Annotated in this window: 12 protein-coding genes and 1 other RNA gene; 11 read left to right on the forward strand and 2 right to left on the reverse strand. The window is 37.4% G+C overall.

The genetic code is table 11. From position 1 onward, the window contains the following. Positions 1 to 41: 41 nt before the first annotated feature. From maiA to ffs, 3 genes are all read left to right on the forward strand, one after another. A complete protein-coding gene (maiA, locus tag EMK97_RS17745) occupies positions 42 to 683 on the forward strand; it encodes a maleylacetoacetate isomerase (protein ID WP_130604109.1) in 642 nt (213 codons plus the stop codon). Between the two features lie 202 nt (positions 684 to 885). Then, positions 886 to 1,824, forward strand: coding sequence for a DUF3014 domain-containing protein (locus EMK97_RS17750; protein WP_130604110.1), 939 nt, complete (start codon positions 886 to 888; stop codon positions 1,822 to 1,824). A 127-nt stretch (positions 1,825 to 1,951) separates the two neighbouring features. Continuing rightward, positions 1,952 to 2,048, forward strand: an RNA gene (gene ffs / locus EMK97_RS17755) — signal recognition particle sRNA small type. 172 nt (positions 2,049 to 2,220) lie between these two features. On the opposite strand, the gene EMK97_RS17760 is transcribed toward ffs, so the two are convergent. Both EMK97_RS17760 and priC read right to left on the reverse strand, forming a co-directional pair. Continuing rightward, positions 2,221 to 2,493, reverse strand: coding sequence for a late competence development ComFB family protein (locus EMK97_RS17760; RefSeq protein WP_130604111.1), 273 nt, complete (start codon positions 2,491 to 2,493; stop codon positions 2,221 to 2,223). Positions 2,494 to 2,581: 88 nt separating this feature from the next. Next, entirely contained in the window at positions 2,582 to 3,253 is a 672-nt protein-coding gene (gene priC / locus EMK97_RS17765; RefSeq protein ID WP_130604112.1) for a primosomal replication protein PriC, read from the reverse strand. A 646-nt stretch (positions 3,254 to 3,899) separates the two neighbouring features. Between priC and EMK97_RS19395 the strand changes: the two genes are divergently transcribed. The 8 genes from EMK97_RS19395 (at position 3,900) to EMK97_RS17805 (ending at position 14,413) form a co-directional block, all read left to right on the forward strand. After that, complete coding sequence (locus EMK97_RS19395; protein ID WP_130604113.1) at positions 3,900 to 6,521, forward strand: TonB-dependent receptor plug domain-containing protein; 2,622 nt, start codon at positions 3,900 to 3,902, stop codon at positions 6,519 to 6,521. A 74-nt stretch (positions 6,522 to 6,595) separates the two neighbouring features. After that, on the forward strand, positions 6,596 to 8,977 hold the full coding sequence (locus EMK97_RS17775) for a sulfotransferase (protein WP_130604114.1): 2,382 nt from the start codon (positions 6,596 to 6,598) through the stop codon (positions 8,975 to 8,977). A 488-nt stretch (positions 8,978 to 9,465) separates the two neighbouring features. After that, positions 9,466 to 10,245: a DUF3450 domain-containing protein gene (locus tag EMK97_RS17780; RefSeq protein ID WP_130604115.1), complete on the forward strand. Its 780-nt coding sequence runs from the start codon at positions 9,466 to 9,468 to the stop codon at positions 10,243 to 10,245. Beyond that, on the forward strand, positions 10,245 to 11,594 hold the full coding sequence (locus EMK97_RS17785; RefSeq protein ID WP_130604116.1) for a MotA/TolQ/ExbB proton channel family protein: 1,350 nt from the start codon (positions 10,245 to 10,247) through the stop codon (positions 11,592 to 11,594). Before EMK97_RS17780 ends, EMK97_RS17785 begins: the two co-directional genes overlap by 1 nt. Further along, positions 11,594 to 12,118, forward strand: a complete 525-nt coding sequence (locus EMK97_RS17790) for a MotA/TolQ/ExbB proton channel family protein (protein WP_130604117.1) — start codon at positions 11,594 to 11,596, stop codon at positions 12,116 to 12,118. The genes EMK97_RS17785 and EMK97_RS17790 overlap by 1 nt, the downstream gene beginning before the upstream one ends. Before the next feature lie 12 nt (positions 12,119 to 12,130). After that, on the forward strand, positions 12,131 to 12,532 hold the full coding sequence (locus tag EMK97_RS17795; protein WP_118960549.1) for an ExbD/TolR family protein: 402 nt from the start codon (positions 12,131 to 12,133) through the stop codon (positions 12,530 to 12,532). A 4-nt stretch (positions 12,533 to 12,536) separates the two neighbouring features. Continuing rightward, positions 12,537 to 13,151: an energy transducer TonB gene (locus tag EMK97_RS17800; RefSeq protein WP_130604118.1), complete on the forward strand. Its 615-nt coding sequence runs from the start codon at positions 12,537 to 12,539 to the stop codon at positions 13,149 to 13,151. Then, positions 13,151 to 14,413, forward strand: a complete 1,263-nt coding sequence (locus tag EMK97_RS17805; protein ID WP_130604119.1) for a tetratricopeptide repeat protein — start codon at positions 13,151 to 13,153, stop codon at positions 14,411 to 14,413. Before EMK97_RS17800 ends, EMK97_RS17805 begins: the two co-directional genes overlap by 1 nt. The last annotated feature ends 165 nt before the right edge of the window (positions 14,414 to 14,578 follow it).

Here is a 14,578-nt window from a genome sequence, read left to right on the forward strand (position 1 = left end):
GTTGGCAGAGCCAATAGACGCAAGCTGCATTAAGGAATGATATGAAGCTATATGGTTATTGGCGCTCAACGGCCGCCTATCGTGTAAGAATTGCCTTGCACTTAAAAGGTATTGAGTTTGAATCTGTTCCCGTTCATCTAGTTAAAAATGGTGGCGAGCAGCATTTAAAACAATTTAGTACGCTTAATCCTAACCAACTCGTTCCTTGTTTGCTTGATGGTGAGTTTACTTTAAATCAATCGTTAGCAATTATTGACTATTTAGAGGATGTCTCGCCGCAAGTTGCTCTTTACCCTGAGGATAAGCAGTTAAAGGCACAAGTGAAAGCCTTGGCCTTAGATATTGCTTGTGAAATTCACCCTTTAAATAACTTACGTGTACAGCAGTATTTAACAGCTGATTTAGGGTTATCTGATGAGAAAAAGCACGATTGGGTTAATTATTGGATGACAAAAGGTTTTTCAGCAATAGAACAGCAATTACAAAAAAACAGTGGTTTATATTGTTTTGGCGATAAAGTTACTGTTGCAGACATTTGTTTAGTTGCTCAAGTGTATAACGCTGTAAGATTCAATGTTGATATGAGTGAATATACGCTGATTAATGCGATAGTTCAGCGTTGTAATGAATTGCCGGCTTTTGATAAGGCAAAACCTGAAAATCAAGCTGATGCAGTAGTGTAAATCTACTTTAGTTAACTAAAGATAATGTAAAGAGCTAAGAAGAAATTCTTGGCTTTTTTTATGTTATTTACATTTCAAAACAAATAATGCGCAAAAAAGTCATTAAAATCTAACCTTCAAGGTTGCAAGAGTTTAAAAAAAATTGTGCAATGTAGATATGGCTATCGAGCTTTTCTCCATTTCTTAATAAATAAAGGTGACTATGGATAATTCAGATTTATCTCCTAATAATCAATCAGAGCATGAAGGTGAACAAAGTAACAAGGGGCCTTTGCTACTTTTTATCTCTTCATTAATCTTAGTTATTATCGCTTTTTGGCAGTTCTCAGGAGGAAAGACGGAAAAGAGGCCTATTGAATTAAGTGAGCTAACAAAGCAGCCTGCTCAAGTGATACCTGAGGTGAAACCTGAGCCTGAGCCAATTACGCCAGCAGAGCCAAAAGAAGATATTTTAGAAGCGCCTGAGCCTATTGCCCCAGAAGAAACAGCAGCAACGCCAGAGCCTGAAGTGATAGAGCCTGTACTGCCTAACTTAGATGAAAGTGACGCTTGGTTACAAACTACTCTTGCAGAGCTTACCTGGCGCAAAGAGCTACTTAAGCTGGTAATTGATGATGATATGATTCGTCGCTTTGTTGTTTTTACAGATAACTTTGCTCAAGGAACGCTTGCTTATGAACATAGTCCATTTATTTTGCCTAAAGTAAAGTTTTCACCTGATGAAGCTAATGTTACCGTTGAAGATAAAGAAAATGTTTGGCAGTGGGATGTTAATTCAACGAAACGTTTTAATTTATATATCGATTTATTGCGCTCCCTTGATAGTAGTGAATTAGTGCAATGGTATTTTGATATTAAGCCTTTAATTGATGAGGCTTATTCAGAGTTAGGCTATGAAGATGACTTCACATTTACCTTACAAGATGCCATTACACGTGTTTTAGATATGGAACTGCCTAAATCTTCAATGGAGTTAACCAGACCAAGTGTGATGTACAAGTTTAAGGAACAGTCTTTAGAAGAACTACCAGATAGTGATAAGTTGCTTTTACGACTGGGTAAAGAAAACCTACTGATAATCAAATCTATCTTATTAGAAATTAATGAAAAGCTTGCGCAACAAAGAAACGGTGTTAGTTAAGTTAGTTAATTAGATGAAAAAACAGACAAAGGGTCTGTTTTTCAAAACTATTACTTGCATATGTAAATGCTATTAGCGATAATTCGCGCGCTCAAAAGTGAATAGCATTGAGCTTTTATGGTGACCCTTTCGGTCCCCTCGCAATGATACTCTGTGAACTCGGCCAGGTCCGGAAGGAAGCAACCGCAGCAGACGACTCATGTGCCGAGGTGTGGCTGCTTGGGTCGCCACCCAATACTCCCCTGATTAATTTCAAACTTTAATTTTATTCGCGATATATTAATTCGAGCCTATACCCGCTTTGTTAAATCAGCTATCACTTAATGATTGTTAGTAGTTATTATTTATAGGTCTAGTAAGGGCAGAGGAGTTATTTACTCCTCTATGAAGTTGAATCTATTCTGACTGAACTCTTTGTGTTTGCATAAACTCTAGTGCTTTGCTTATTGCTTTTTTAACGTTTGACTCCATTTCAAACCTTTCAGAAGCAGGAAGGTAGAATGCCATATCAACTTCATGGCGAATATAGCGAGTTGGTAGCTGGTTTAGCACTACACATGTTAAATCTGCTATAAAGTCACTATCATATTTTTCATCAAATTTAGCGGTAGCAAAGTGGTGCATAACCAGCTTTTCATAATAGTTATGTATATCGTCTGAAATTTTCATATTAAACCTCGAAAAGTACTGTTATATATACCTAATCTTTTAAGGTTACCTTAACCCTGACTAGGTTACTAGGTAAATAAAGAGAGAATTAAGTTTTTCGCTCAGCAAACTCTATTTCTTTTTCAATCGCCGTTATTGCTTTTCTGCATCGGCCGAGTCGTTGATGCAAAGCTAACACCTCGTTTGATAGTTGTGATGCAGTTTCTGACTGTTTACTTTTTTGCCGCTTTATTTCTCTTTCATTAATCATGTCTAGCAGTCGGCGCTCAAACTCATGATGCTCACTAAGTTTCTGATATAATTGATGACTAGAAGCCATAAAGGTATTGGCGATATCTTGATATTGGCTTTGCTTATTTCTCATTTTCTTATTTTTGTATTCTTTGTAGGCGTTATAGCTGCGCTCGGCAGCTAGATGCATAGCATCATTGGCTTTTAATGCATTAACTATTGCCATTATCTGCTGCTCTATATGGAGTAGCTTTGTTTTCGCCAATATTTCGTGATGTGGCTCTGAGGTAATTTTTGAGCTTAAACGCTGAAACTCTGTTAATCCAGTCTTAACTTCTATTACATAGTGTGAGTATTTATCACTATCGCTTTTAAACAATTGTGGTGAAAAAAGGTTGTTGTTCTCAATCAGCCAGTGTGATTGTTGCTGAGTATTGTATTGGTCAATTAGACTTGCTTGTTCGGCTAGACTATTTAATAGCGTGTTTAATCTAGATATTGTTGCTTTTTGAAGATGATTTACAGGCATAGTAGAAAACGTGAATCACAAAGTACTGCTAAGTCTAGCATAGTATTTAGGGTTATTTCTTTGTTGATGTGTCAACAAAAAATTTAATAGTTCACAATTTTATTACAATTAGAAATGCCTTATTGTACACCTATCTTTACATTTTATGGTGCTAGTTAATTGTTAACTATCTGTTTTTCTTGTTTTATTTTTTTCCTGTCTAAGTTTATTTAGGAATATTTGCCTCTAAATTTTCTTTCTTTTTATCGTTAAGTGACTGAAAATTAGACATCTATTTGTAATTTTCTTGTGAAATACTCACGTTCTAAAAAAAATTTTAGTTGTGCCTCCTTACTTTAACGTCAACTTACCTTTGCTGTGTTTTGTCTATAACTTATTGATTTATCTTCTTTTAATTGGTTTTCTTGAGTGGGGCGGGGGTTTTGGATGATGTAATTAAGTATGTCTGTTTGTTAAAAAAATTGCTATTTGGTTATAAATGGTGTTGACGATTCGCTCAGATCCCGTTTACTATCTTACTCGACAGATCAGGTCTTATGACTTGTTTAAGAGTATAAAAAGCAAGATAGCTTTGACTCTTTAAAGTATAAAAATAATCAAACAAACAAATAAACAACCAATCACAAATGTGATCCAGGGAGTAAACATGTATAACAATAGTAAAGTAGCTAAGGCTATTCGCCTAGCCATGATGTTTGGTGCGGGTGCAGCAGCAACTATCTCAGCACCAGCTTTTTCAGCAGATGAAGGTGCTGAAGATGTTGAGCGTATTCAAGTAACTGGTTCTCGTATTAAGAGAACAGACATGGAACAATCTTCACCTGTTCAAGTTATTACTGGCGAAGAAATGGTGAATTTAGGGCGTATTAGTGTAGCTGATGCTTTACGTTCATCAACTGCGAACAGCTTTGGTTCAGTTGTTCCTTCTTCAGGTGGTAGCTGGCAATCACAAGCAACAGTTGATCTGTTGGGTTTAGGCGCTTCAAGAACATTAGTGTTATTAGATGGTAAACGTTTACCAGGTTCACCTACAATGGGTGGTTCTTCTGTTAACATTAACCAAATTCCAATGGCTATTGTTGAAAGAATCGAGATTCTTAAAGGCGGTGCTTCAGCTGTATACGGTTCTGATGCTATTTCTGGTGTTGTAAACATTATCTTGAAAAAGAATTATGAAGGCCTTGAAATTAACGCCAACCAAACATTTGCTGATGATGAAGGTGGCGAAAGCAGTGACTTCTCATTTGTAACTGGTATTTCTAGTGACAAAGGTAACATTACTTTTGCATATGAACATCAAGAGCAAGATCCTATTTTTGATAGAGACCGTCCATATACAGCACCTTCTTGGGTTGATACTGATGGTGATGGTGCTTATGACCAAACAGTTGGTGTGAGTCAATACGGTGCAAGTATCAAAAACCCTAATACAGGTTTATGGGAAGCTTCTCCTGAGTGTGACAACCTAGCAGCAAATGTTCCAGGTTTTGTCGGCGTTATTGAATCATCTGCAGCATCAGAAAACAGATACTGTGGTTTCGCTTATGCTGGTGTTTCAGCTAACCAAGCTTCAACAAACAGAGATTCAATTTTTGTTAACGGTACTTATGAAATTAGCGAAAATGTTGAGTTTTTTGCAAGAGCAATCTTCACTCATAATGAGTCATTTGGTCGTTATGCTCCACCAGCTGCACCATGGTTAGGTGGCGTGCCTGCAAACTCAACTCATAACCCTTATGATGAGCCTGCAAGCGGTAAGTTCCGTTGGTACGAAATTGGTAACCGTGATGGTAATGTGTCTGACTACTCTCAAGACTACATTGCTGGTTTAACGGGTACTCTTGGTGATATGTTCGATTATGAAGTTTATTATCATCATAATACAACTGACAACAAGTCAGTTGGTGAGTTCTACTTAAGCTATTCAGGTCTTTTCTATAACATCTATGCAGGTATTCCACTTGATGAAGGTGTTGACAACATGAAAGCAACTACGTTAACACAAGATTATAACCGTTTTGATCAGTTTTATGCTGGTGTTGGTTTTGAACTTGGTGACTTAGGTGCTGGTGCAATCGGTCATTACTTTGGTTTTGAAACATTCGATATCAAGTACGCATCAATTGTTGACGCTCAATCTGAAGCTGGTCTAATTGGTGGTTCTTCTGGTAACTCAGCTGGTAAGTCACGTGATATTAAGGCTGTTTTCTATGAAACAATCATCCCTGTTGTTGATGGTTTAGAATTAGAGTTTGCAATTCGTTATGATGATTACTCTGACTTCGGTTCAGAAGTATCACCAAAACTAGCCGCGACTTACCGTCCAGTTGATGACTTAATGATTCGTGCATCATGGGGTAAAGGTTTCCGTGCGCCATCTTTACAGCAATTATCTCAAGCTGATAGCTATGCAGCAGATTATGCAACTGACTATGTTGGTTGTGCATCTGTAGGTGTTCCGGCATCTGAGTGTACAGAAGAGCAATACGATACAACTCGTCAAGCTAACCCTAACCTAGATGCTGAAACTTCAACATTTATCAACTTAGGTGTTGTATGGGATTGGGAAGGCCTGAACTTAACAGCTGACTACTTTGATGTTGAAATTGAAGATGCAATTCGCTTTGTACCAATTCAAGATTTAGTAAATGGTGAGTATGCAGGTGCGGAAAATCCAGACCCTTCACTACTTAGCATTGACCGTGAAACGAATGGTTTCGAATCGCCAATCTTTAGAACATCAACTATCAATGGTCCAGGTCTTGATGTTTCAGGTTTAAATGTTAATGTTAATTACTTCCTTGAAACAAATGGTGCGGGTAGCATTCGCTTTAACTCTGAAACAACGTACTTCATTGAATGGAACCAAGATAACTACGCTGGTGGCCCAATGCAAGATAAGTCAGGTTGGGAATTACAACCTGAGTACAGAACTCAGTTCACTACAACTTACTTAATTGGTGACCATTCAATTGCTTGGAACATCGATTATATCCCAAGTACAAGTGGTTTTGAGTCTCCGGATCCAGAAAATCCAGCTTCAGGTATTTTAGTTACTAATGGTAAAAACGACAGCTTCATGACGCATAACTTAACTTATACGTATGATGCAGGTGCTTGGGGTCGTTACCGTTTAGGTGTACGTAACTTAACTGATGAAGATCCTATCTTAAACTCTACAGGTGAATATGCTGATGGTTATGATTACCTATACAGCGCAGGTCACATGGGTAGAATGTATAGCATAGGTGGTACTTGGACTTTCTAAGTCAAACCTAACTATATAAAAAAGGTGGCGAGAGCCACCTTTTTTTTTAGCAATATAAATATGAGGAGATAACATTGGAAGCATTTGAGCAAAGCTTGCAAAAAGCCAAACAATTTCTGACACAAGGTAACTTTTCAGCAGCAGAAGAGCAGGCTAAATTGGTATTAAGTGATGATGCTAACAATCTTGATGCACTAAAAATGCTGCGGCAGGTCTATGTAAAACAAGAGCTTCTTTTTGATGCTTATTCAATTATGCAGCAAGTTGTAGCGTTAGAGCCAAGTTTAGACATGCAATATGAATTAGCAATTATTTGTACTCAGATAGGTAAACTTACTGAAGCCAAGGATTTACTTGAAAGTTATATCAATCATAATCCTAATAATGGTTTCGCTTTTTTGAATTTAGGTCATATGCATAAGGCCTTTGGTGACTTTAAGCGAGCAGAAAAGTGTTATTTTAAATTTGTAGCACTAGAGCCAAGAAGAGTGGGTTATGCCTTATGGAATATTGCCGATTTAAAGGATAGGAAAATAACCGACAAAGATATCGTGACTTGGCAAGAATATGAGAATGATGATAATCAAGATTATCTTAGTAAATTGCTTATTCAGTTTTCATTAGGGACGGTACTAGAAAAGCAAAAAAAATATGATGAAGCATTTGAATATTATCAGAAAGCTAATAATAGCAAAAATAAGGCATCCCCTTTTAATCAAAATGCATTTCATCAGTTTGTAAATAATATTTTAAAACAAAAAGCTCAAGAGAGTGTCGCTAGGGAAGTGAATGTAACACCTATATTTATAGTTGGTATGCCACGCTCAGGCTCTACGTTAGTTGAACAAATTTTAGCATCTCATGAGTTAGTTAATGCGACAGATGAATTAAATTTTATAGGGCACACTGCCGCAACATTAGAAAGAACAGGGAATTATGCAAAAGCCATTGCCAACCTTAGTGAAGAAGACATTCTAACTCTTAGGCAGGAATATTTAGCATATGCGAATGAATATCAAACTTCAACTAAGCCATATTTTATTGATAAAAATCCTCTCAACTTTTTGCATATTGGCTTGATTTTAAAATTGTTTCCAGAAGCTAAGATTATTCATACTCATAGAAATTTATTAGATAATGCTGCCAGTGTATTTAAGCGTTATTTTTATATAGGACATGATTATTCATATTCATTAGCTAATATTGTTACTTTTATGGAAGGATATGCAGCAATTATGAGACATTGGGAGTTTGAGTATCCAGGAGCGATATTTCACTCTCAATATGAGGCATTAGTTGAGTCACCTAGAGAAAAAATTAAATCTTTGTTAAGTTTTTGCCAACTTGAAGAGCAAGAAAGCTGTTTTACTTTTCATCGTCAAAAACGCGCAGTTCTCACCCCGAGTGTAGATCAAGTCAATAAACCAATAAATAGCGCTTCAGTAAATTCTTGGCTTCGCTTTGAAAAGGGGCTCACTCCATATAAATCCAAGTTGAACCATATTAATGAAGTATTGCTCTCTCTTGGAAAAGAACCATATAAGTCAGCTTGGGATTCTTATTGGCAACAAGGGAATATTACCTCTTTCGGAGCAGACTTATCTGATAATTATCAGGGGGAAATAGCCTTATGCTGGAAAGATTTCTTTGCTGTAATTCCTGATAAGCATCGTGTTTTAGATATAGCGACTGGCAATGGTGCTGTACTTGAGCTTGGCTTAAAATATATATTGAATGAAAATATCGAGATGGTAGGGGTTGATTCGGCTCAAGTTGCCTCGTCGAACAAAGGTTATACTTTATTATCTGAAGTTAACGTAGAAAAGTTGCCCTTTGAACATGACCATTTCACAGAAATTACCAGTCAGTTTGGTATTGAATATTCAGATCTTGCACAGTCAATGGCAGAAGTTTATAGAGTTTTACAACCCGGAGGAAGGTTTCAATTTATTTGTCATGCTGAAGACTCAAAGATTGTTATGAACAATCGTAAAATTGTTGATTGTAGTAGGGAATTATTTAAATTTGGTGGAGCGTTTAGTGCTTTATCTGACATGCTATCTGAATTAAATAGTAAAAAGTTAACCGGATACATGAATGAGCAAAACGCAGAATCAAAGCGGCATAAGTTAAATAATGAATTAGCAAGATTATTAGAAGCATATGGTGACACGTTGCATGAAACCAGGATACCAGAATTAATGCGCATGGTATTACAAGCAGATGTTTCTGTGGAAGAACGTGGAGATATTATGAAAAGCTACTTTATTGAGCAAAGTAGAGCGATAGCGAGACTAGAAGATTTAATGCGTGCAGCTTTAACAGATAAAAAGCTGCACGCATTTAGGAATATTGCACAAGCTTTAGGGTTTACTTCTATCTTATCTACTGATTTAGTTGAAGAGAGTTTTGGCAAAATAGGCGTTGTTCTAAGCGGAATAAAACCCTTGCCCTAGCAGTGAGTTAGGCGCAGAAAATTAAAAATTAATCATGTTTTTGTTTATTTTATTATAGCTCAGCTTTAGCATGATATTTAGTGGGTTGTGTATGTGTACTATTAGTCAGCGCACTAGCGACTCACTTTTTTTATGCAAAAATGGGAGTTATGAAATAGGTACAATTTTAATTAACTTTATGGATTAAATTTGTAAATAAATTTGACTTACTACGAAGTTGTTAGTAAAACATACATTCTACAAAATTTATGTCCCTTAAATTATTTTTATAGTTTGAGTAATTTTGTAAAGATCACGATGCATTGTTTTGATAAAAAACATTAAAGCAATGGACCGTGTTTTAAACTCCCATCTTGACAGCTTGCCTGTCATTTGGGATTATTGCTTAGTTGTATTCATAAAAAGTTACATTTTAAAAAACGACAGACTTATATATTTGCGGTAACAAATTCTTGTTATCAAAATTAAATAGCAATTGGTTGGGAACTATGTCCAAAGTAAGTAAGAAAAGCCTTATCGCGAGCGCGATGGTAGGTGCATTAGCATTGTCAGGCAGCAATTTCGCTGCAGCCGATGCATTAACAGACCTTCAAAAAGCTGAAGCACAAATCTTCAAAGCATCAGCTAAATCACAAGCTAAAATCAACTCTATCTACGAGCAAACTCAAGAGCTTTTAGCTGAGTATCGTAATACTGTAGATGAAGCAGATGTTTTACGTGGTTATAACGATCATGTTCAACGTATGGTTGATGATCAAAAAGCAAACATTGCTTCATTACAAAAGCAAATCGACGGTATCGATAAAATCAAGCAAGGTGTTGTACCATTAATGTACAAGATGATTGATTCTTTAGAGAAATTCATCGAGCTTGACGTACCTATGAATATTGAACGTCGTAAAGAGCGTGTAGCAAACTTACGCACGGTAATGGATGATTCTAACGTTACTGTATCTGAGCAGTTCCGCTTAGTGCTAGAAGCTTATGAAATTGAAGCAGGTTACGGTACTATCTTCGATGCATATCAAGGTGAAATCGATTTAGGTGGTCGTACATTGACTGCTGACTTCGTTCACATGGGTCGTATTGCCTTTGTTGCACAATCACTTGATGCAAAGCATTCTTGGTTATGGAACAACGAAACACGTTCATGGGAAGAATTAGGTGATGAATACTTAAAACCTGTAACTGACGCTATTCGTATGGCGCGTAAACAACTTCCTATGGACTTAACTAAACTTCCAGTATTTGCAGCAGGAGCACAATAATGAAAAAAGTTATTAATTTTGTAGTGCTAGCTGCATCTATGACTGCAGGTTTTGCGGCAACAACTCAAGCTAACACTTTAGATGATTTATTAAAGCAAGTTAAAGCGGATCGTATATCTGAAGCTAAGCTTGATAAAAAACGTGAAGCTGAGTTCTTATCAGAACGTGCTGATAAGCAAGCGCTTTTAAATAAAGCTAAGCAAGAACTAGCGAATCAACAAGCGCGTAATAAGCGTTTAACAAAAGAATACGCTGAGAATGAAATTGCTTTAGCACAAAAAGAAGTAGAGTTAGATAACGCTACTGGTACTTTAGGTGAAATGTTCGGTGTATCTCGTGCAGCTGCGGCAAATGCATACGGTCAAATCACTACATCAATTGTTAGTGCTGAATTTCCAAACCGTGGTGAAGCGTTAAATCGCATTGCTAACGCGAAAGAAATCCCTGCATTAGAAGATTTAGAAGAGTTATGGTTTGCTCTGCAAACTGAAATGACAGAATCAGGTAAAATCTCTAAGTTTAGCGTTGATGTAACAAACTTAGATGGTACTAAGTCTACTGAAACTATTTCACGTATTGGTGCTTTTAACTTAGTTTCTGCAAATGGTTATTTAACTTACAACGATGAAGTTGGTCAAGTTCAGCCATTGCCTAAGCAACCAGCTGGCTTTATTGCTGAAACAGCGGTTAGCTTCTTTGGTAACAGCGCTGGTTACTCTGCAGTTTATGTTGACCCTTCACGTGGTGGTATCTTATCACTAGAGACTCGTAAGAAAACTCTTGAAGAATTCTTCCATGAAGGTAAAGAAGTTGGTTATGCAATCACTGTATTACTTATCTTAGGTTGTTTAATTGCTATTGAGCGTTTAATCGTTCTAGGTGGCATGAGCGCTAAGATCCGTGCTCAAGAGAAGAACCTTGACAAGCCTAACGAAAACAACCCACTTGGTCGTTTATTAAAAGTTTTCTACGACAACCAGTCTGCAGATGCTGAAACGTTAGAACTTAAACTTGACGAAGCGATTTTACGTGAAACACCAAAAGTTGATCGTGGTGTTAACTTAATCAAAATGTTTGCCGCTATTGCTCCATTAATGGGTCTATTAGGTACGGTAATCGGTATGATTATGACTTTCCAAACTATTACCTTATTCGGTACTGGTGACCCGAAAATTATGGCGGGTAACATCTCTCTTGCGCTAGTAACAACGGCATTGGGTCTGATTTGTGCATTACCACTAATCCTTATCCACTCTATTGTTGCAGGTAAGAGTAAGTCTGTATTACAAAAACTAGACGAGCAAAGCGCTGGCTTAATTGCTGCTATTGCTGAGAAGGGGTCTAAATAATGTTATTCCTGATAGAGCTTTGGGAATCTGTCAGGGGTTTTATTGCGACGGGTGGTAATGTACTTTATGTTGTTGCCTTCGCACTCTTCTTGATGTGGATATTGATGATTGAACGTTATTGGTTCTTAGCATCAGTATATCCAAAAATGAGAGATGACATCATCGCTCGTTGGGATGCACGACAAGATACTACATCTTGGTATGCACATCGTATTAGAGAGACTTGGATCTCCGAAGCAGACGAGAAACTTGAAGCGCGCATGATTACCATTAGAACCTTAGTGGCAATGTGTCCTTTAATCGGCCTACTGGGAACAGTAACAGGTATGATTGGGGTATTTGAAGTCATGGCTCAACAAGGTACAGGTAATCCGCGTCTAATGGCCGCAGGTATTTCGCAAGCTACTATCCCGACAATGGCGGGAATGGTTGCAGCATTATCTGGCGTGTTCTTTAGTTCAAGACTAGACGCTAAAGTTAAACTAGCAAAGGCTAAACTGATTGACAGTTTGCCTCATCACTAGAGAGATATTTTCATGGCACGTAAAAAAATCCGTGAGGAAGAAGAAGCAGCAATTGATATGACGCCAATGCTGGATATCGTATTTATCATGCTGATCTTCTTCATTGTAACCACTTCATTTGTTAAAGAAGCAGGTATTGAAGTAAACAAGCCAAAAGCGGCAAACCAAACTAAGCAAAAAAATGCCAACATCTTTGTAGCTATCAAAGATAATGGTGAAATTTGGTTAGATAAAGGTCGTGTTGACATCGAACGTGTTGGTGCAAGGATTGAAAAGTTACTTGCAGAACAACCTACTGATGTTGTAATCATTCAAGCTGACAAAGATGCTAAACACGGTATCGTTGTTAAAGTAATGGATGCAATTAAAGAGGCTGGCATAGACCGAATTTCTATCGCGGCTGCGAAGGGGTAATAATATGGTTCGCTTTTTAGTATCAATACTACTAGGCGCTGGCATAACCTTTGGCTTATTTGCTTTTATGGCCTTCCTTGTTTCGTCTGGTGACAGAAACAAGGAAGAGCAACAAGAGAATATTATCGTAGAAGTAAATACGACGCCGCCGGAGTCAGCAGCTGAACAGCGTAGACGTGTACCGCCTCCGCCGCCTCCGCCGCCTAAAGCGCCGCCTAAGCAGCAAGCTCCTGAGCCAGAAGCTAGTAACGATACTGGTGGTTTGAAGTTTAATATGCCAGGTGTGCAAATGTCTGGTCCATCGACAGGTCTTTCTGCACCAGGTGCTGGTATTGGTCGAGATGGTGATGCAACACCGATTGTACGTATTGAGCCAAAATACCCAATACAAGCTGCTCGTGACGGTAAAGAAGGTTATGTAATTCTTTCATTTACTATTAATGAAGTAGGTGGTGTAGAAGATGTTAAAGTAATCGAAGCTCAGCCTAAGCGTGTTTTCAACAAAGAAGCAATGAGAGCGCTTAGAAAGTGGAAGTACAAGCCAAAAGTTGTTGATGGTAAAGCACAACGACGTCCTGGTTTGACGGTTCAACTAGACTTTAAAATGGGAGGTGAATAATGTTTAAACAGTTATCAACTTCTTTGGTAGTCGCTGCTGCTCTTTTAGTTACTCAAGCGCCATTTGCCGATGTTGCAATGGCTGCTGAAGCTAAAGAAGAGAAGAAGAAAAAGCGTCCTACACAGCTTGTTGGCCCACGTGTTGGTAAAAAAGTTCAGAAAGCATTTGAAGCTTATAGTGCTGATGATATTCAAGGCGCGTTAGATATTTTGTTGGCAATTGATCCATCAAAAGATTATGACAAGGCTTATGTATCTCGTTTTATTGCGGTAATGTATGCTACGCTGGGTGATAATGAGCAAAAAACTATTGATTATCTGATTAAGGCAGTTGAGCCTGATATTTTGAATGAGGTTGATCATGGTGAAGCGTTAAAGTTATTAGCTGACATGCAAATGCAAGTTAAAAACTATAAAGAAGCGCTTAAGTATTATTACCAATGGATGGAGTTTACTGGTAAAGAAGACGCTCCAACTTACGTGAAGATAGCTAATGCTTACTATTCTCTTAAGCAATTAGATAAAGTTATTGTACCCGCTGATAAGGCAATTGCGGCATTTGGTGATAAGCCAAATCAAAACCCGTATGTTTTGAAAGTTACTTCTTACTATGAGCGTAAGATGTATAAAGAAGCAATTGAAGTGTTAGAAACTGTTGTGCAAATTTTTCCGGACAATAAGCAATGGTGGACTCAGCTACCAATGTTTTACTTGTTGGTTGAAGATTATGCCAAGGCAGTACAAACTTTAGATTTAGCTTATAAGCTGGGGCATCTTGATAAGGAAAGCCAAATTAAGACACTGGCTAACTTATACTCATCAAGTGATGCTCCATATAAAGCTGCACGTTTGCTTGAAAAGCATATTGGCTCAGGTTTAGTTAAGCGTGATGATAAAAACATCACTACATTAGCTAATGCTTGGCACTCAGCTCAGCATATTGATAAGGCCGCCAAATATTATGGTGAACTTGCCAAAATGACGAATGAAGCTAAGCACTACCGTAAGCAAGGTATGTTATTAAAGCAGGATGAACAGTTTGCTAAAGCAATTCCAGCATTAAATAAGGCATTAGAACTTGGAATAAAGAACCAGGGTCGTATTTATATGAGTATTGCTGAGTCATACTTCTATTTAGAAAACTATAAGCAAGCTTATGCCGCTATTCAAAAAGCAATGAAAGATCCAAATACTCGTAAGACAGCGAATACTTGGAAAGGCTTTATTGAAGATACAGCTAAGCGTAAGAAAGTGGCTATCTAGTCACTTGCTAGCTTGATTTAAAAACCAGCACATGTGCTGGTTTTTTTATGCCTGAAATTTGATTTATTAGGCTATTTAAGAAAATGATTAACATTTATTTCTGACAGAGTGAAATTTTTATATATACTTACAGGTCAGTATCTATAGTTAATTTAGTTGGTAAAC

The sequence above is a fragment of the Litorilituus sediminis genome, from assembly GCF_004295665.1.
GTDB lineage: Bacteria > Pseudomonadota > Gammaproteobacteria > Enterobacterales > Alteromonadaceae > Colwellia > Colwellia sediminis.

Excerpts from the sequence above, each read along its gene's own strand:
- EMK97_RS19395 (WP_130604113.1), top strand. The coding sequence starts at position 3,900 with ATGTATAACAATAGTAAAGTAGCTAAGGCTATTCGCCTAGCCATGATG.
- priC (WP_130604112.1), bottom strand. The coding sequence starts at position 3,253 with ATGCCTGTAAATCATCTTCAAAAAGCAACAATATCTAGATTAAACACG.
- EMK97_RS17795 (WP_118960549.1), top strand. The coding sequence starts at position 12,131 with ATGGCACGTAAAAAAATCCGTGAGGAAGAAGAAGCAGCAATTGATATG.
- EMK97_RS17805 (WP_130604119.1), top strand. The coding sequence starts at position 13,151 with ATGTTTAAACAGTTATCAACTTCTTTGGTAGTCGCTGCTGCTCTTTTA.
- EMK97_RS17760 (WP_130604111.1), bottom strand. The coding sequence starts at position 2,493 with ATGAAAATTTCAGACGATATACATAACTATTATGAAAAGCTGGTTATG.
- EMK97_RS17800 (WP_130604118.1), top strand. The coding sequence starts at position 12,537 with ATGGTTCGCTTTTTAGTATCAATACTACTAGGCGCTGGCATAACCTTT.
- maiA (WP_130604109.1), top strand. The coding sequence starts at position 42 with ATGAAGCTATATGGTTATTGGCGCTCAACGGCCGCCTATCGTGTAAGA.
- EMK97_RS17785 (WP_130604116.1), top strand. The coding sequence starts at position 10,245 with ATGAAAAAAGTTATTAATTTTGTAGTGCTAGCTGCATCTATGACTGCA.
- EMK97_RS17790 (WP_130604117.1), top strand. The coding sequence starts at position 11,594 with ATGTTATTCCTGATAGAGCTTTGGGAATCTGTCAGGGGTTTTATTGCG.
- EMK97_RS17780 (WP_130604115.1), top strand. The coding sequence starts at position 9,466 with ATGTCCAAAGTAAGTAAGAAAAGCCTTATCGCGAGCGCGATGGTAGGT.
- EMK97_RS17750 (WP_130604110.1), top strand. The coding sequence starts at position 886 with ATGGATAATTCAGATTTATCTCCTAATAATCAATCAGAGCATGAAGGT.